The organism is Demequina sp., from assembly GCF_016278775.1.
Lineage (GTDB): Bacteria > Actinomycetota > Actinomycetes > Actinomycetales > Demequinaceae > Demequina.
In genome coordinates this window covers 1-15,548 of the sequence record NZ_JADQBF010000109.1, presented here as the reverse complement: position 1 = coordinate 15,548, position 15,548 = coordinate 1, and the positions used below count along the sequence as shown (strand labels likewise).

At 66.9% G+C, this 15,548-nt stretch carries 15 protein-coding genes; 8 read left to right on the top strand and 7 right to left on the bottom strand.

Going from position 1 to position 15,548, the window contains the following annotated elements:
• From argB to argC, 3 genes are all read right to left on the bottom strand, one after another.
• Positions 1-659, bottom strand: a 659-nt coding sequence (gene argB, locus QZZ33_RS11835) for an acetylglutamate kinase (RefSeq protein WP_291380221.1), incomplete at its 3' end; no start/stop codon positions are given.
• On the bottom strand, positions 656-1,831 hold the full coding sequence (argJ, locus tag QZZ33_RS11830) for a bifunctional glutamate N-acetyltransferase/amino-acid acetyltransferase ArgJ (RefSeq protein WP_291380220.1): 1,176 nt from the start codon (positions 1,829-1,831) through the stop codon (positions 656-658). The genes argJ and argB, both read right to left, overlap by 4 nt.
• On the bottom strand, positions 1,828-2,871 hold the full coding sequence (gene argC / locus QZZ33_RS11825; RefSeq protein WP_291380219.1) for an N-acetyl-gamma-glutamyl-phosphate reductase: 1,044 nt from the start codon (positions 2,869-2,871) through the stop codon (positions 1,828-1,830). The genes argJ and argC overlap by 4 nt, the downstream gene beginning before the upstream one ends.
• Before the next feature lie 114 nt (positions 2,872-2,985).
• Between argC and QZZ33_RS11820 the strand changes: the two genes are divergently transcribed.
• From QZZ33_RS11820 to QZZ33_RS11805, 4 genes are all read left to right on the top strand, one after another.
• Positions 2,986-3,486, top strand: a complete 501-nt coding sequence (locus tag QZZ33_RS11820) for a GNAT family N-acetyltransferase (protein WP_291380218.1) — start codon at positions 2,986-2,988, stop codon at positions 3,484-3,486.
• A gap of 57 nt (positions 3,487-3,543) precedes the next feature.
• On the top strand, positions 3,544-4,593 hold the full coding sequence (locus QZZ33_RS11815) for an NAD-dependent epimerase/dehydratase family protein (protein WP_291380217.1): 1,050 nt from the start codon (positions 3,544-3,546) through the stop codon (positions 4,591-4,593).
• A gap of 73 nt (positions 4,594-4,666) precedes the next feature.
• Positions 4,667-5,395, top strand: a complete 729-nt coding sequence (locus QZZ33_RS11810) for a hypothetical protein (protein ID WP_291380216.1) — start codon at positions 4,667-4,669, stop codon at positions 5,393-5,395.
• 176 nt (positions 5,396-5,571) lie between these two features.
• Positions 5,572-6,624, top strand: a complete 1,053-nt coding sequence (locus tag QZZ33_RS11805) for an NAD-dependent epimerase/dehydratase family protein (protein ID WP_291380215.1) — start codon at positions 5,572-5,574, stop codon at positions 6,622-6,624.
• Here QZZ33_RS11805 and tal read toward each other — a convergent pair.
• The gene (tal, locus tag QZZ33_RS11800; protein ID WP_291380214.1) at positions 6,621-7,754 is read right to left on the bottom strand and encodes a transaldolase; all 1,134 of its coding nucleotides are present in this window, start codon (positions 7,752-7,754) and stop codon (positions 6,621-6,623) included. The genes QZZ33_RS11805 and tal overlap by 4 nt on opposite strands.
• A gap of 310 nt (positions 7,755-8,064) precedes the next feature.
• On the opposite strand from tal, the gene zwf reads away from it, so the two are divergent.
• Positions 8,065-9,495, top strand: a complete 1,431-nt coding sequence (gene zwf, locus QZZ33_RS11795; RefSeq protein WP_291380213.1) for a glucose-6-phosphate dehydrogenase — start codon at positions 8,065-8,067, stop codon at positions 9,493-9,495.
• Between the two features lie 2 nt (positions 9,496-9,497).
• Positions 9,498-10,544, top strand: a complete 1,047-nt coding sequence (gnd, locus tag QZZ33_RS11790) for a phosphogluconate dehydrogenase (NAD(+)-dependent, decarboxylating) (protein ID WP_291380212.1) — start codon at positions 9,498-9,500, stop codon at positions 10,542-10,544.
• A 6-nt stretch (positions 10,545-10,550) separates the two neighbouring features.
• Here gnd and QZZ33_RS11785 read toward each other — a convergent pair whose 3' ends face one another.
• Entirely contained in the window at positions 10,551-10,706 is a 156-nt protein-coding gene (locus QZZ33_RS11785; protein ID WP_291380211.1) for a hypothetical protein, read from the bottom strand.
• A 166-nt stretch (positions 10,707-10,872) separates the two neighbouring features.
• On the opposite strand from QZZ33_RS11785, the gene QZZ33_RS11780 reads away from it, so the two are divergent.
• Positions 10,873-12,786 (top strand): DUF4914 family protein, encoded by a 1,914-nt coding sequence (locus QZZ33_RS11780; RefSeq protein WP_291380210.1) that lies wholly within the window; start codon positions 10,873-10,875, stop codon positions 12,784-12,786.
• Here the strand turns inward: QZZ33_RS11780 and QZZ33_RS11775 are convergent.
• Positions 12,767-13,645 carry a phosphodiester glycosidase family protein gene (locus QZZ33_RS11775; protein WP_291380209.1) on the bottom strand — a complete coding sequence of 293 codons (879 nt, stop codon included), beginning with the start codon at positions 13,643-13,645 and terminating at the stop codon, positions 12,767-12,769. The genes QZZ33_RS11780 and QZZ33_RS11775 overlap by 20 nt on opposite strands.
• Before the next feature lie 51 nt (positions 13,646-13,696).
• Between QZZ33_RS11775 and QZZ33_RS11770 the strand changes: the two genes are divergently transcribed.
• The gene (locus QZZ33_RS11770) at positions 13,697-14,350 is read left to right on the top strand and encodes a metal-dependent transcriptional regulator (RefSeq protein ID WP_291380208.1); all 654 of its coding nucleotides are present in this window, start codon (positions 13,697-13,699) and stop codon (positions 14,348-14,350) included.
• On the opposite strand, the gene QZZ33_RS11765 is transcribed toward QZZ33_RS11770, so the two are convergent.
• Positions 14,331-15,548 (bottom strand): MFS transporter (locus QZZ33_RS11765; RefSeq protein WP_291380207.1); only part of this gene is annotated, 1,218 nt, incomplete at its 5' end. The genes QZZ33_RS11770 and QZZ33_RS11765 overlap by 20 nt on opposite strands.

Sequence of the window (15,548 nt, the reverse complement as noted above, 5' to 3'; positions counted from 1 at the left end):
ACGTCGGTCAAGACGATGAGTTTGCGGGCTCGCAGCGCCACGGCGATCGACGCGGCGGCGGTGTCGGCGTTCACATTCAGCACCGTGGTGGGGTCGTCGAGGTCGGGTGCGACCGTGCTGACCACGGGGATGCGGCCCGCGCCGATGATGTCTTGGATGGCGGCGGGGTTGACCTTGACCACGTCGCCCACCTGGCCCACGTCGATCTTCTTGCCGTCCACCATGGCGTGGCGGCGCTTGGCCTGCAGCAGGCCAGCGTCCTCTCCCGACAGGCCGACGCCGAGCGGTCCGTGGTCGTTGATGAGGCCCACGAGTTCGCGTGACACCTGCCCGGTGAGCACCATGCGCACCACGTCCATGGCCTCTGGAGTGGTGACGCGCAGCCCGCCCTTGAACTCGGACTCGATGCCGAGCCGCCCCAGCATGTCGGTGATCTGCGGGCCGCCGCCGTGCACCACGACTGGCTTGAGGCCCAACAGCCGCAGGTGCACGATGTCTTGGGCGAAGGCGCGCTTCAGGACGTCGTCGACCATGGCGTTGCCGCCGTACTTGATGACGACGACGGCGCCCTTGAACTCCTCAATCCAGGGCATCGCGTCGATGAGGACGCTGACCTTCTGTTGCGGGTTGAGGTCGGGGGTTTCTATCAGATCGCTCATGAGCTATACGCACTGTTCTCGTGGACGTAATCGTGGGTGAGGTCGTTGGTCCAGATTGTGGCCGTGGCGTCGCCCGCGTGCAGGTCGATCACCACGTCCACGGCTCGCGGGGTGAGGTCGACCAGTTCGCGTGGATCGCCCACTCCGGCCGCCTTGCACACCTGCACGCCGTTGATGTGGACATCCATGAGGGCGGCATCGAAGGGCGCCACCTGCTCTGGCACGGTGCCAGCTGCCGAGATGATGCGGCCCCAGTTCGGGTCGCGGCCGAAGATGGCCGCCTTGAAGAGGTTGGAGCGGGCCACGGCGCGACCGACGGCCTCTGCCGCTTCTTCCGTGGTGGCGCCGATCACCGTGATCGCGACGTCGTGCTCTGCACCCTCCGCGTCGGTCAGGAGTTGCTGTGCAAGATCGCGACACGCTGCGGTGAGTGCTTCAGTGAAGGACGCGGGGTCCGGAGTCACTCCCGACGCCCCCGAGGCCATCAGCAGCACGGTGTCGTTGGTGGACATGCAGCCGTCCGCGTCGAGCCGATTCAGGGTGGTGCGCACGGACTCCTTCAGGGCGGCGTCCGCTTGCGCAGCGTCGACGGTGGCGTCGGTCGTGATGACGCACAGCATCGTCGCCATGCCTGGTGCGAGCATTCCCGCCCCCTTGGCCATCGCCCCTATCGACCAGCCCTCGCGTTCGACCACGGCCGTCTTGGGCACCGAGTCGGTGGTGAGGATGGCGTAGGACGCCGCCTCGCCCCCGTGGGGAGCCAGTTCCCCGACGGCGTCGTTCACGCCACCGAGCAACTTGTCCATGGGCAGTCGCACGCCAATGAGGCCGGTCGAGCACACGGCGACGTCGCCTGCAGATACGTCCCTGCCGGCCGCCTGGAGCGCCTTCGCGACATGCTCGGCAGTGGCGTGAGTGTCGGCGAAGCCCTCCGGCCCGGTGGCCGCGTTGGCGCCGCCTGAATTGAGGACGACGGCATCGACGCGGCCGTCAGCGACCACCTGGCGGCACCACGCGACCGGCGCGGCGAACACCCGGTTCGAGGTGAAGACGCCAGCCGCGGCGAAGGAGGGCCCCTCGTTGACCACGAGCGCCACGTCTGACTTGCCGGTGGACTTCAGCCCGCCCACCACTCCTGACGCGAGGAATCCTTGCGGATGGGTGACGGTCACGGGGCGACTCCAATCTGGTTAAGGCCGGTCTCTTCCGGCAATCCGAGCGCGACGTTCATCGACTGCAGCGCGGCGCCAGCGGTGCCCTTCACGAGGTTGTCGATGGCGCACACCGCCTGGACTCGGCGCGCCTTCGCGTCGACGGTCACCTGCATGAGCGCCGTGTTGGCACCGATCGCGCCCGCGGTGGAGGGCCACTGTCCCTCTGGCAGCACGTGCATGAACGGCTCGTCTGCGTAGGCGTCCACCCACGCGGCGCGCACGGCGTCGGCGCTCACTCCGTCCGCAATCGGCGCGGTCACCGTCGCGAGAATCCCGCGCGACATGGGCACCAACACAGGTGTGAAGCTCAGGCGCACGTCGTCAGCACCGGCGCTCAGGAGGTTTTGGATGATCTCAGGAATGTGACGATGCGTGCCACCCACCGCGTAGGGGACGGCGGCGCCCAGGCCCTCCGAGGCAAGGAGGTTGGTGGCCAGCTTCTTGCCTGCGCCCGAGTAGCCGACGGCCAGGGTCGCGACGATGTCGGTGGGGTCCACCACTCTGGCCGCCACCCCTGGCTGCATGGCGAGCGTGACGGCGGTGACGTTGCATCCAGGAACGGCTACCCTGCGGCTGCCCTTGAGTGCGTCGCGCTGGCGGCCAGTTGGCGTGATGAGCTCAGGGAGGCCATACGGCCAGGTCCCAGCGTGCGCGCCGCCGTAGTATTCGGCCCACGCGGCGGCCGACGCGAGCCGGTAGTCGGCGCCGCAGTCCAGTACCAGGGTGTCGGCTGGCAATTGGGCCGCGATCTCGCCAGACGCCCCGTGTGGCAGGGCGAGCACCACGACGTCGTGGCCGGCAAGAGCCTCCACCGTCGTGGGAAGAATGACGCGGTCTCCTAGCGGCACCAGGTGGGGCTGGTGGGTGCGAATCGTGTCTCCCGCCGAGGAGTGTGCTGTCAGGGCGCCGAACTCGACATCCGGGTGGGCGCTGAAGACGCGCAACACCTCTCCCCCGACGTATCCGGACGCGCCTGCAACTGCGACAGAGAGAGCCATGTGTATAACTATACACCATGGTGCATGGAATACGAAACCCGTGGCTGCCCCGCGCGTAGCAAACCGTGACCTCAGGGACTCCCCAAGGAAACGAGGTGCGGGCACAATGGTCGCATGCAGAACCTTCGCATGCGCGTCATGAAGAGCAGCGACATCCCCGCCGTCACCGCTCTCAACAACACGGCCCACCCTGCGGTGACGCTCTTGACAGAGGAGGAGGCGACGCAGCTGTTCGACCTGTGCGACATCCGCCTGGTCGCCACCAACCGCGACCGAGAGATCACCGCGTTCCTGCTCAGCCTCGGCATGGGCAAGGATTACGACTCCGAGAACTACAAGTGGTTCGAGTCGCGCGGCGTGCGTCACCAATACATCGACCGCATCGTCGTCGGATCCTCCGCCAAGGGCACAGGGATTGGCCGCGCGCTGTACGAGTCGGTGTTCGAACACGCGCGTCAGTGCGGGGCTAACGAAGTCACCGCCGAGATCAACGTGAGGCCGCCCAACCCTGGATCGATGGCCTTCCACGAGCACCTCGGTTTCCGGCGCCTGTCAGAACAAGAAACCAAGGGCGGCTCGATTCGCGTTGCCCTCCTCGCGCGCTCCGTCTACTAGCCGCAACGCACGACTTCCCGCATCTCACGCGTTGGCCGATCACCGTACGATCGCCCCATGCGCATTCTCGTTGTCGGCGGTACCGGACTCATCTCATCGGCCTTCGCGGCCACGTGTGCCGCGCGAGGGGACGACCTCACCCTGATCACCAGGGGCCGAACGGGCCGCCAGACCTCGCCGGCCGAGGCCAAGAGCATCCACGTCGACGCGACGGACGCCGATGCTCTCCGTTCGGCGTTGCGAGGCGCCCGCCTCCGCGGAGAACGCTGGGACGCCGTCGTGCAGTTTGTCGCCTTCACGCCTGATCACGTGAGCGACGACGTGGACACCTTCGCGCCTCTCACGGATCGCTACGTGCTGATTGCCACGGCCGCCGCGTATGCGACCTTCGACCACTTCCATGCGCTCACTGAAGACACGCCGCTCAGCAACCCGCTCTGGGACTATGCACAGCAGAAGATCGCTTGCGAAGAGGCACTCACCACCAGGGCCCCCGCCGCAGGTCTCGACTACACGATCGTGCGCCCGGCGCACACCTACGGCGACTCGAAGATCCCTGCGTACACGGGCAATTCGCGCCACCCGTGGACGATTGTTGACCGCATGCGCCGTGGTGCGGACATCCTCATTCCAGGAGACGGCACGGCGCTATGGACAGTGACGCACGCCTCCGACGTCGCCGAGGGCATCAGAGGCCTCCTCGAGTCGCCGGAGGCGACTGGCCGAGCCGTCCACGTGACGTCGGACGAGGCGCTTACGTGGACTGGGTTGTACTCGGCAATCGCGCGAGCTGCGGGCCTCACCGCCGAGCAGTTCACCGCGCAGTCCGTCTACGTGCCGTCAGACGCGCTGGTGGCGGCCGCTCCCAGCCAGCAGGGCTCGATACGCGGCGACAAGATGCATTGCGCGGTCTTTGACACCTCGCTGCTCAAGGAGTTGGTGCCCGGTTGGAGTGCCACTGTGCCGTTCTCCCAGGGGGTGGCCCAGGCCGTTACCGCCTTCGAGAATCACCCGGACTGGTGCACCGTCGACGATGAGGCGAACGCGATGTTTGACCGCCTTGGTGCCATCTACCGTCGGGCCGTGCGCGACGCCCAGGGGGGCTAGCGGCCTACTGCCGCACTCACACCGCCACTCCCGTGCCCTAGAGACATTGACGCCGCTGTGCCACCCTATGTGCATGAACACGTCCCGCCTGATTGTCTTCGTGGCCGCGGCCGCGCTCTCTGTTGCTGGCTGTTCTTCCGGCTCGCCCGAGTTGTCCGCGACCACTCACAGCCCATCGCCGACCCCTACCGGCACCGAGTCGCCGTCGCCTACGCCCAGTCCGTCGCCCACGCCGACGCCGTCTGTGCTACCCACGGAAACCGGCCCACCCGTCGGCAACCCGTGTGACACTCCTGGGGCGAGCGCGGCCGGGCTTCCCGCCATCGACTTCAACCGGTACGCGAGCATCTGCATCGGCATGTCCTTCTCGGAGGCCTCTGCAGCGATGCCAGGTCCCCCCATCGCTGGCGAGTCGTACTGCCCCTGGTACGCGGAGGTACTCGGCGTGAGCGACCCTGGCCTCTACGTCGCGGCGGTGACCGACCCTGACAATCCTGGGGACGACATCTTCCTGTTTCGCATGATCTGGCTGGGAGATCCGGCCGACGCTGCTTCGTTCGCAGCGCCCACCACGCAAGAGGGCATCTCGGTGGGCTCCACCACCGCAGAGGTCACGGCTGCCTACCCGTCGGGCACGTCCGTCGCGCTCGACGATCCCGCGCGCGGCCCGCGCACCCAGATCGTGGTTGATGGAACGGGAGGCAACTCGCTCGCGTTCGACGTCACGAGCGGTCACGTCGACACCGTGTATTGGGGCCAGGGTGTCGAGTCAGGCGTCGCCGGCGAGTTGTGCGCGTTGTAGCGCTCCACACCACACCGTTCCGGCGCCTTTCCACCAGGCGCTTTCGCGTTTTCCACGGTCCGCTTTCGCGCGTTCCACCACCCGCTTTCGCCCCAATTTCGGGGGCGTATAGTGGGGGCGCGGACTCAAGGGTTCTTGGGGACGGGCACCGCTGAGTCATACTTCTGGAGGCTTTCATGCGCGTGCTGTTTCTTGGTGGAACCGGACTGATCTCGTCCGCAACCTCGCCGATGCTGGTGGAACGCGGTCACGACCTCACGCTGGTCACCAGGGGCACCTCCGCCAAGGCCGCGGCGCCGCCGGGGGCGTCCACCATCGTCGCCGACGTCCACGACACCGAGGCCTTCCGCGCCGCCATCAAAGCCGACGTGGCGAAGAACGGCAAGTACGACGTCGTCGTTCAGTGGATCGGCTTCTCCCCCGACCACATCAGCGACGACATCGACACGTTCGACGGCATCACGGATCAATACGTCTTCATCTCCTCTGCCTCCGCGTACGCCACTCCGCCAGAGCACTACATCGTGCGTGAAGACTCCACGCCCCTGTACAACCCGTTCTGGCAGTACAGCCGCGACAAGGCAGAGGCGGAGAATCGACTGCGCGCGGCATACGGGGAACGCGGCTTCCCCTTCACGATCGTGAGGCCCTCCCACACGTATGGGTACGCGGATGTGCCGATGGCGATCAACTCGTGGGTTCACCCCTGGACCATGGTGGACAGGATGATCAGCGGCCAGAAGGTCCTCATGCCAGGCGACGGCTCCAGCCTGTGGACGCTCACCGACCATCGCGACTTCGCCTACGCCTTTGTGGGCCTGCTCGGACACGCGCGTGCGATCGCCCAGGACTTCCACATCACGTCGGACGACGTGCTCAGTTGGAACCAGGTGCACCAGATCGTGGCGTCCGCGGTTGGCGTCGGCCTCGATCAGCTGCACGATCAGACGCTGTTCATCCCGAGCGAGTTGCTCGCCCGCTTTGACCGCGAGGCCTTCGAGGGGCCGCTGCTGGGCGACAAGGCCAACGCCGGCATCTTCGACAACACCAAGGTCCGTTCGCTGGTGCCTGACTACGTCCCGCACCACCGATTCGAGCAGTCGATCCACGAATCTATCGTGTGGTTCATGGAGGACCCAGACCGCCGCGCGATCGATCGTGACGCGGCGGCCCTGTGGGATCACGTGGCGGAGCGCTACTCGCGCGGCGTGGACGCGATGTTCGCCTAAGACTGAGCCGACATCGCCTCGCTCACGTGGTCGAGCAACTCTTCCCACGACGCCACGAACTTGTCGACGCCCTCGTCCTCCAACTCGGCCGTGACGTCGGCCATGGAGATTCCTGCTTGCTCGATCGCCGCCATCGTGGCTCGCGCGGCGTCGTAGGTGCCGCTCACCGAGTCCCAACTCGAGGCGTCTGACGGAGTCTGCCCGTGCTCGCTCACCGCGGTGAGCGTGGACATCGGCATGGTGTTGACCACCCCGCGCGTCACCAACTCGTCAACGTACATGGTGTCGGGGTACGCATCGTCCTTGACCGAGGTGGAGGCCCACAAGGGTCGCTGCGGGTGCGCACCCTTGGCCGCGAGCGCCTTGAAGCGGTCACCTGCGAGAGTCTGCTCGTGCACTTCCATGGCGAGCCGGGCATTCGCGATGGCCGCGGCTCCGCGCGCCGGGTGGTCGGGGCCCTTGTCATCGAGCAGGCCGTCCACCTTTGAATCGACGCGGCTCACAAAGAACGACGCGACCGACACGATCCTCGAGACGTCGTGACCCGCCGCATCGGCCTGCTCCATGCCGGTCAGGAAGGCCTCGACCACCTCGCGGTAGCGATCAAGCGAGAAGATGAGCGTCACGTTCACGCTGATGCCTTCCGACAGGGCCGTGGTAATCGCGGGCAGGCCCTCGCGCGTGGCGGGAATCTTGATCATGACGTTGGGGCGGTCGACGAGCCACCACAGGTAGCGCGCCTCGGCAACGGTGGCGGTGGTGTCGCGCGCCAGGCGCGGGTCCACCTCGATCGACACGCGTCCGTCGACGCCGTCCGTACGGTCATACACAGGGCGCATCACGTCGCAGGCTTCGCGTACATCGGTGGCCGTAATGGTGCGCACGGCCTCACCCACATGGACGTCGCGGGACGCGAGGTCTGCGATTTGCGGGTCATACAGGCTGGACCCTGACACCGCGGCAGCAAAGATCGACGGGTTGGTGGTCACTCCGACAACGCCGCGCTCATCGATGTCTCGCGCGAGTTCTCCGTCCCTGATGCGGTCGCGGCTGAGTTCGTCGAGCCACACGGAGACTCCTGCGGCGCTGAGGGCGGCAAGTTCGGGTGAGGCGGGTGCATCGGTGGCCATGTGGTGCTCCTTCGGGGTCGAGGGGACCTCGCCATGGTCGACAGAGGCCGATACTCGGTCAACGCTCAACCGGGGGCCCCTGCTTCCCCGCTCGGCGCGTCGACCCGCCACGAGCGCCGCTTTCTCGCCACCAGCGAAAGCCTTTGGGACCTGCGGGGTTATCGACGTAGGGTCGAAAGCAGAGTGATCGCTCGATGCGGTCGCCCGTCCCCCACGCTTGGCCCCATACCCCGCCCTTGACCCCAAGGAGCATCATGCGTTGTCCCCCCACCCGCGTCGTCGCTACCCGGTCTCATGTGGCGGTCCAGTCGTGACCGGCGAGCAGTCCGATGCGTTCGTGTTCTTCGGGGCGAGCGGGGACCTGGCGCGCAAGCAAATCTTCCCTGCCCTGCACGCGATGGTGGCTGCCGGCGAACTCGACGTCCCCGTGGTGGGGGTCGCCCACTCGGGGTGGAGCGTTGAGGACCTGAGAGCCAGGGCGCGCGAGTCCATTCTCGAGACCGGCGGCGAGGACGACGAGCACCTGAAATCGCTGTTGGGCCTCCTGCAGAACGTTGACGGCGACTACCGCGATGAGCAGACCTTTGTATCGCTGCGTAAGGCGCTGGGCGACGCCGCTCGCCCCGCGCACTACCTCGCCATCCCACCCTCGCTCTTCGGAACCGTGGTCGATGGCCTCCGCGGCGTTGGCCTTCACGAGAACGCCAGGGTGATCGTCGAAAAGCCGTTTGGGCGCGATCTGGAATCGGCTCTCGAGCTCAACGCCGTGGTGTCGCGCGCGTTCCCTGAGGACGCGATCTTCCGCATCGACCACTACCTGGGCAAAGACGAGATCATGAACCTGCTGTACTTTCGGTTCGCCAACTCGTTCCTCGAGCCCGTGTGGAATCGCCACCACATTGATCACGTGGAGATCACGTTGGCAGAGAACTTTGGTGTCGATGGTCGCGGCGCCTTCTACGAGTCGGCCGGCGCGCTGCGGGACGTCATCGAGAATCACGTCTTCCAGGTGGTCGCCCTGCTCGCCATGGATCCCCCCGCATATCAGGGTTACGACGCGGTACAGCGTTCCAAGGAGGCGGTGTTTCGGTCCATGCGGCCGCTGAAGCGGGACGATCTGGTGCGAGGCCAGTTTGTGGGCTATCGAGACGAGCAGGGAGTGGCCGCGGACTCCGACGTGGAGACCTACGCTGCCGTGCGGCTCTTCATCGACTCCTGGCGGTGGGCTGGCGTGCCTTGGTTGCTGCGCACCGGAAAGAAGCTTGCCGTCAGCGCCGTCGAGGTGAAGGTGTACTTCAAGCGTCCGCCACAAGTGTTGTTCGATGACGCCGCGGCCAACGACGAACCGAACTACCTGCGCTTCCGCCTGTCCCCCGTGTCGGAGATCGCGCTCGCCGCTCGCGTCAAGACTCCGGGCCAGGAGTTCACTGGAACCCAGCGGGAGCTGCTCATCCACACGGAGAGCGACCGCGAGCGCGCGCCCTACGAGCGGTTGCTCGCTGGCGCCATGGCTGGAGAGCGGGCGCTCTTCACGGCGAGCGGCTCCGTCGAGGCCGCCTGGCGCGTGGTCGACGACGTCCTGAAGGACCACGACGAGGCGCTTCCGTACGAGCCAGGCTCGTGGGGACCGGCCGAGGCCGATCGCCTGGCCGCCCCATACGGAGGCTGGCGCGAACTCGACCCCGACGCGGCATCGTCCCCCAAGCACCCGGCCACCGGCATAGAGCCTAAGGAGAACTGACCATGACGACAGATCACCCCATGCGCATCGGCATGGTCGGACTCGGGCGCATGGGCGCCGGATTGAGCAGACGGCTCATGGCCGACGGCCACGAAGTCGCTGTCAACGACGTCAACGCCGACGCGGTGGATGGCCTCGCACGCGAGGGCGCCATCCCCGTGCACCAGGTCGCGGAGTTCGCGACCGCGCTGGAGAGCCCACGAACCGTGTGGGTCATGGTGCCCGCAGGCGCGATCACCGACGCGGTCATCGCGTCGCTCACGGAGGTGCTCGAGCCTGGCGACACGATCATCGACGGCGGGAACACCTACTACAGGGATGACCTGCGGCACTCTCAGGAGCTGGCCGATCAAGGGCTCACCCTGATCGACGTGGGGACCTCAGGCGGTGTGTGGGGCGCCGAGCGCGGCTTCAGCCTCATGATCGGGGGCGACGGGGACACGGTGAAGCGACTCACTCCCATCTTCCGCACGCTCGCGCCTGGCATCGATGCGGTCGAGCGCACTCACGGCAAGTCGGGCGACACCCAACCAGGGGAGGAGGGCTGGCTTCACTGCGGCCCCTCTGGCGCTGGCCACTTTGTCAAGATGATCCACAACGGCATCGAGTACGGGCTCATGGCCGCCTACGCCGAGGGCTTCAACGTGCTCAAGGCAGCCAACGCGGGCACCCCTGGCTCACCAGCCTTCGAGGCTCAGACGGCCCCCATGTCCAACCCTGAGCACTACCAGTACGACTTCAACGTCGACGAGGTGGCGGAGGTGTGGAGGCGCGGTTCCGTGATCGGCTCCTGGTTGCTCGACCTCACCGCCGACGCCCTCAACGACTCCCCCGACCTCGCGGACTTCTCCGGGCACGTGTCTGACTCCGGTGAGGGCCGCTGGACGTCCATCGCGGCGATAGACGAGGGCGTTCCCACCCCCGTGCTCACCACCGCGCTGTACTCGCGATTCGCGTCACGCGACCTGGACGCCTATGCAGAAAGGGTGCTCAGCGCGATGCGCAAGGGCTTTGGAGGCCACGCCGAGTCCAAGCCCACGGGTGAGTGACGCGCCTCAGTCGTTCTTGGTCTCGCCCTTGTCGGCACGCGTCTTGTTGACCGTGGCGGCGGCGATCTCCTCTGCCCTGTCTTCAGACCTGCCACGGTCAAGCTCGGATTCCTTGATGTGCTTGTACTGACGTTCGCGCTTGTCGCTCCACTCGTCTGGCATGGCGCACCTCCTTCTTGAGCGCGTCAACGCGGCGGGACGTCGAGAGCATCCGCCGTTCGCTCCCGGCGAGACCAACGTCCCACCTCGCAGGCCTCGCGTAACGGCAAAATTCCGGTAAAGAACGGGTACGATCGTTGAGTCGCGCCCGCGCCCCAAAGGAGACTCTGTGAGCACCAGCACCGACCACGCCGTTCCTCTGTCCGTGGACCTGGCGCCCGCATTGCGTGCCGCGCTCGAAGCGAGCCCCCGCGTCGTCGTTCCCGCCACCCGCGCGGAGCTCTACGCCCTCGCGCTCGGCCCCGAGGGCGGGCCGGTCTTCTCTGTCGACTACGAGGCCAACGGCGAGACCGTCACCGAGGCCACGGTCACCCGCTGCCGCAACGGCATCGCCGTGAACTATCCAGAGGACTACATGCGCAGGCGGGACCCCAAGTGCATGCACATCGCGGACGACCGCCCCACCGACAAGACGCGCTACACCGATGCCTTTGGTGAAAGCTTCGACCGCGTCAAGCAAGAGACCCTCGAGTGGCTGGGCACCCAGGAACTCGTGGTGGTGCCGTTCAAGGCCGGGGCACTGAGGTTCGGCTCGCCGTCGCTCGCGGTGATGCCGATCAACTCGGCCTTCTTCGCGCTGACGCTGATGGACCTGCAGGGGTGGATCACCTTCGACGAGATCGGCCCCTATTCGCCGCGCTCGATCCTGTACGTCGCTCCCCCGTTCCGCCAGACCCATTTCGACGACAAGCAAGTCGTGGTCCACGACCGCAGCGAGACGCTGCACGAGATCTTCGCCTACAACCTGTACCCGGGGCCCAGCGCCAAGAAGGGCGTCTTCTCTGTGCTCTTGGACGTCGGTGAGCAAGAGGACTGGATCACCGCCCACGCGTCGTCAGTGCGTGTCACCACGCCTTACGACAACGAGACGATCGTGATGCATGAGGGCGCCTCTGGCGGTGGCAAGTCCGAGATGTGCCAAGACCTTCGCCGCCAAGACGACGGGCGCATCCTGCTGGGCACCAACGTGGTGTCGGATGAGCCGTACTACATCACCCTGAGCGAGTCCTGCGAGCTCAACCCCGTCACGGATGACATGACACTGTGCCACCCCTCCGTGCAGACGGACGACGGCCGTATGGTGGTCGCCGACGCCGAGGATGGCTGGTTTGTGCGCGTCGACAACCTCAAGGAGTACGGAGAGGACATCCACTTTGAGCGCGCGGTGATCCACCCGGACGTGCCGCTGGTGTTCTTCAACATCGACGGCGCGCCCGACGCCACGGCGTTGCCATGGGAGCACACGCTCGACTCAAACGGCAAGCCATGCCCTAACCCCCGCATCGTCATCCCCAGGTCACACATCCACCGGATCGTCAACGAGCCAGAGGCCGTGGACGTGCGCACCTTCGGAGTGCGAATGCCTGCATGTACCAGGGAGAACCCGACCTACGGCGTCATGGGCATGACGCACTTTGTGCCGCCTGCTGTCGCGTGGCTGTGGCGACTCGTCGCCCCGCGCGGAGACAAGAACCCGTCGATCGGCGAGGCCGCCGACGCGGTGGACAAGCTCGAGCACGGAGGCATGGTTGCCGAAGGCGTCGGCTCCTACTGGCCGTTCTCCACGGGAACCAAGGTGGCCGCCGCGAATCTGTTGCTCAAGCAGATTCTCCAGTTCAACCACACCCGCTTTGTGCTCACGCCCAACCAGCACATCGGCGCCTACCACGTGGGATTCTCTGCCGAATGGCTGACCCGCGAGTGGCTCGCGCGCAAGGGTGCTGGGCGGATGCGCGCCGACCAGCTGGAGCCTGCACGCTGCTCCCTGTTCGGCTACGCGCCCAAGGAAATCACGCTTGACGGGCAGCCGGTGCGCCGCACGCTGCTGCGTCCCGAGATCCAGTCGGCCGTTGGCTCAGAGGCCTACGACAAGGGCTGCGCCATCCTCACGGGCTTCTTCAAGGCGGAGTTGGAGCAGTTCCTCACCGATGACCTCGACCCGCTGGGCCGCCAGATCATCGAGCTGTGCATGAACGACGGCAAGGTCGAGGACTACGAGGCACTCACGCCGATGTTCCTGTAGGGCGCGCCGTGATCATTCCAGCGAACGGCCCTGCAAATACGTCCGGTTCGCCGTCCCCGGCGACCCACAGGCGCGAGATCTGACCGTCGAGGTACAGCGCGTCCTCGCAACCGAGTTGATCCCTGAACAGGGTGGCAAAGTCGTGGAGGTTGGTGAGCGTCCACGAAAGCACCAGGTAGACGGTGCGACCATCCGGGCTGACGCCCACGCCGGAACGGAAGGCCAGGTTGGTGGAGCCCTCGCGGAATTCGGGGTGGACTTGGCCCCCGAGTAGCAGCGCTGGCCCCGACTGGGTCGCGAAACGCACGCCGCCCTCGGTGTACTGAGTTGAGTCGAGCACGGCGGCCGTGCCGTCGTCCCTGACCTCGAATACACCGTTCGGCTTGAGATGGAAGTTCCCCCCTCCGTCGGCGAGGTTGAGGCCTCTCAAGGTGACGCCGTCACTGACCAGCAGCCCACCCGGCGCGAACTCGGGGGTGAAGATTCCTGCGTTGGTGGCGACGGCGATGGAAGGATCGGCCGCGAGGACGTCGGTGAGCATGACTCCCTGGGCGTCCGGGTCCCAGTCGACCCTGATGTCCCAATCGGACAGCGGCAGAGTCACGACCTCGTAGCGGTTGCCTTGGTGCTCCACGATGCGCACGTCGACCTGAACGTCTTGGTGCGCCGGTGCGGGCGCGGCGGGGCTTGCCGATGCCGTCGTGGGACTACCCGGCTCGGCCGTCACTGTCACCACCACGGGTGGGGCGTCGTCCGTGGTGCACGCCGTGAGGGGCGCCAGACCCAGAGCGCATGCCAGGATCGGGGCCGCCCAGGCCCTGCGTGCACGCTCCCCACCTGCCGTCGTCACCCTGCGCATCCGGCAAGCGTAATGCGGCCCGCTCGATGCCCGTGCGCCTAGACTCGCGCCATGGCCGTGTCGCACCTGTCCGCCTCGACCCAGGACTACCTGAAGTGCATCTGGAATCTTCAGGAATGGTCAGGAGGCGCCGTCTCCGTGACGGCGTTGGCGGAACGTCTGGGCGTGCGCACGTCGACCGCGTCTGACGGCGTGAAGAAGCTTGCCGAGCAGGGGCTCGTCGAGCACGAGACGTACGGTGGCATCACCCTGACAGGAGACGGCGCGGCGCACGCCCTCGCCATGGTGCGACGCCACCGGCTACTCGAGACCTACCTGGTGCAGGAGTTGGGCTACGGCTGGGACGAGGTGCACGACGAGGCCGAGGTACTCGAGCATGCCGTTTCAGACCGGATGATCGCTGCCATCGACGCGCGGCTCGGGCATCCCACTCGCGACCCCCACGGCGACCCGATTCCCTCGGCTGACGGCGCCGCACATCTTCCCGACGCGATGCCGTTATCCCTAGTCGAGCCCGGGCCCGTCACGGTGGTGCGCCTGTCCGACGCCGACCCCGAACGCCTACGCCGCTTCGCCCAAGCGGGGCTGACGCCGCAGACGCTGGCGGTGCTCCGCGACGACGGCACTGTGGAGGTTGCCGACGCCGTGGTGACGATCCACGCCAACGATGCCGCGTCGATTTGGGTTACTCCCGTGCGGCAGTAGTTGCCCGGTCAGCGGCATCTACTTTCGCTGGCGGAACTGGGTACCTGATGGCCACCGCCAAGAGCACCACGGCGGCGGCTACCGCGCCCGCCAACCATGACAGCAGGGCGTAGTCGGACGCGCTGACAATGACCCCAGCGACCCCGCCGCCGGCGGCCCCAGCTGACGCGACAAAGAAGTCGGCACGTCCTTGGAGTCGGGCACGGACCTCAAGCGGCGGCACCACACTGAGCACCTTGGTCCCGGCGGCCACGCCAAGGCTCCAGCCACCACCCAAGAGGATCAGGCCGACGCCCATGGCGACAGCGTGGGTGCCGGGAGCCAGTGCGAGCACGACGCTGGCCATCACGAGCACCAGGCCCGAGCCAGCGAAGGCCCACGCCGAACCCCACCTGTCGACGAGCGAGCCGGACAGCGGGGCCGGAAGGTACATCGCGGCCACGTGGAAGGACACCACCACAGCAGCCGTCTGCACCGAGTGCCCATGCGCGACCATATGCACCGGGGTCATCGTCATGACGCCCACCATCACGGCCTGTACACCGACGAGTGCCGCCACCGCGATCACCACGCTCCTGCGCCACCTCGGCGGTGCGACATCCGTGACAGGCGGCGTGTCCTCCCCCGGCCCTCGGGCGATCGCATCGGTAGAAGGCGCGATCCTGAGTGCCAGCGCCGTCAGGAGGGGGTCGGGGCGAAGCCACACCGAGAGCACCACGGCGCCGACCGCGTATGCCACACCGGCCACAAGGAACGGCCCTGACAGCGGCGTGAGCCCCCAACCCTCGACGAGGCTCCCCGAGACATGTGCCAGTTGCGGTCCAGCGACCGCGCCCGCTGTGGTCGCCACCAGCACGATGCCTGCCGCACGCCCGCGCGCCGCTGGCTTCGCGAGGTCGGCACCGGCGTAGCGCGCCTGGAGGTTGGCTGCGGATCCGGCGCCGTAGATCACGAGCGACACAAAGAGCATGGGAATCGACTCGAGTGCCGACGCGGCGACCACCCCGGCGGCCCCGGCCGCGCCCACCGCGTATCCCCACGCGAGGCCCACGCGTCTGCCTCGCCGCTGCGAGATTCCCCCGATGACAACAGCCGCCCCGCCAGCCCCCATCGTGAAGAGCAGCGCAGGGACGCCTGCAGCGGCCTTGGAGTCGAACAGTTCCGCCGCCAACAGCGCGCCGACGGTGACACCGGCGGC

Bases quoted from the DNA above. Each gene is read 5' to 3' on its own strand.
- argC (WP_291380219.1), bottom strand. From the start codon at position 2,871: ATGGCTCTCTCTGTCGCAGTTGCAGGCGCGTCCGGATACGTCGGGGGA.
- QZZ33_RS11820 (WP_291380218.1), top strand. From the start codon at position 2,986: ATGCAGAACCTTCGCATGCGCGTCATGAAGAGCAGCGACATCCCCGCC.
- QZZ33_RS11815 (WP_291380217.1), top strand. From the start codon at position 3,544: ATGCGCATTCTCGTTGTCGGCGGTACCGGACTCATCTCATCGGCCTTC.
- QZZ33_RS11810 (WP_291380216.1), top strand. From the start codon at position 4,667: ATGAACACGTCCCGCCTGATTGTCTTCGTGGCCGCGGCCGCGCTCTCT.
- QZZ33_RS11805 (WP_291380215.1), top strand. From the start codon at position 5,572: ATGCGCGTGCTGTTTCTTGGTGGAACCGGACTGATCTCGTCCGCAACC.
- tal (WP_291380214.1), bottom strand. From the start codon at position 7,754: ATGGCCACCGATGCACCCGCCTCACCCGAACTTGCCGCCCTCAGCGCC.
- gnd (WP_291380212.1), top strand. From the start codon at position 9,498: ATGACGACAGATCACCCCATGCGCATCGGCATGGTCGGACTCGGGCGC.
- QZZ33_RS11785 (WP_291380211.1), bottom strand. From the start codon at position 10,706: ATGCCAGACGAGTGGAGCGACAAGCGCGAACGTCAGTACAAGCACATC.
- QZZ33_RS11775 (WP_291380209.1), bottom strand. From the start codon at position 13,645: ATGCGCAGGGTGACGACGGCAGGTGGGGAGCGTGCACGCAGGGCCTGG.
- QZZ33_RS11770 (WP_291380208.1), top strand. From the start codon at position 13,697: ATGGCCGTGTCGCACCTGTCCGCCTCGACCCAGGACTACCTGAAGTGC.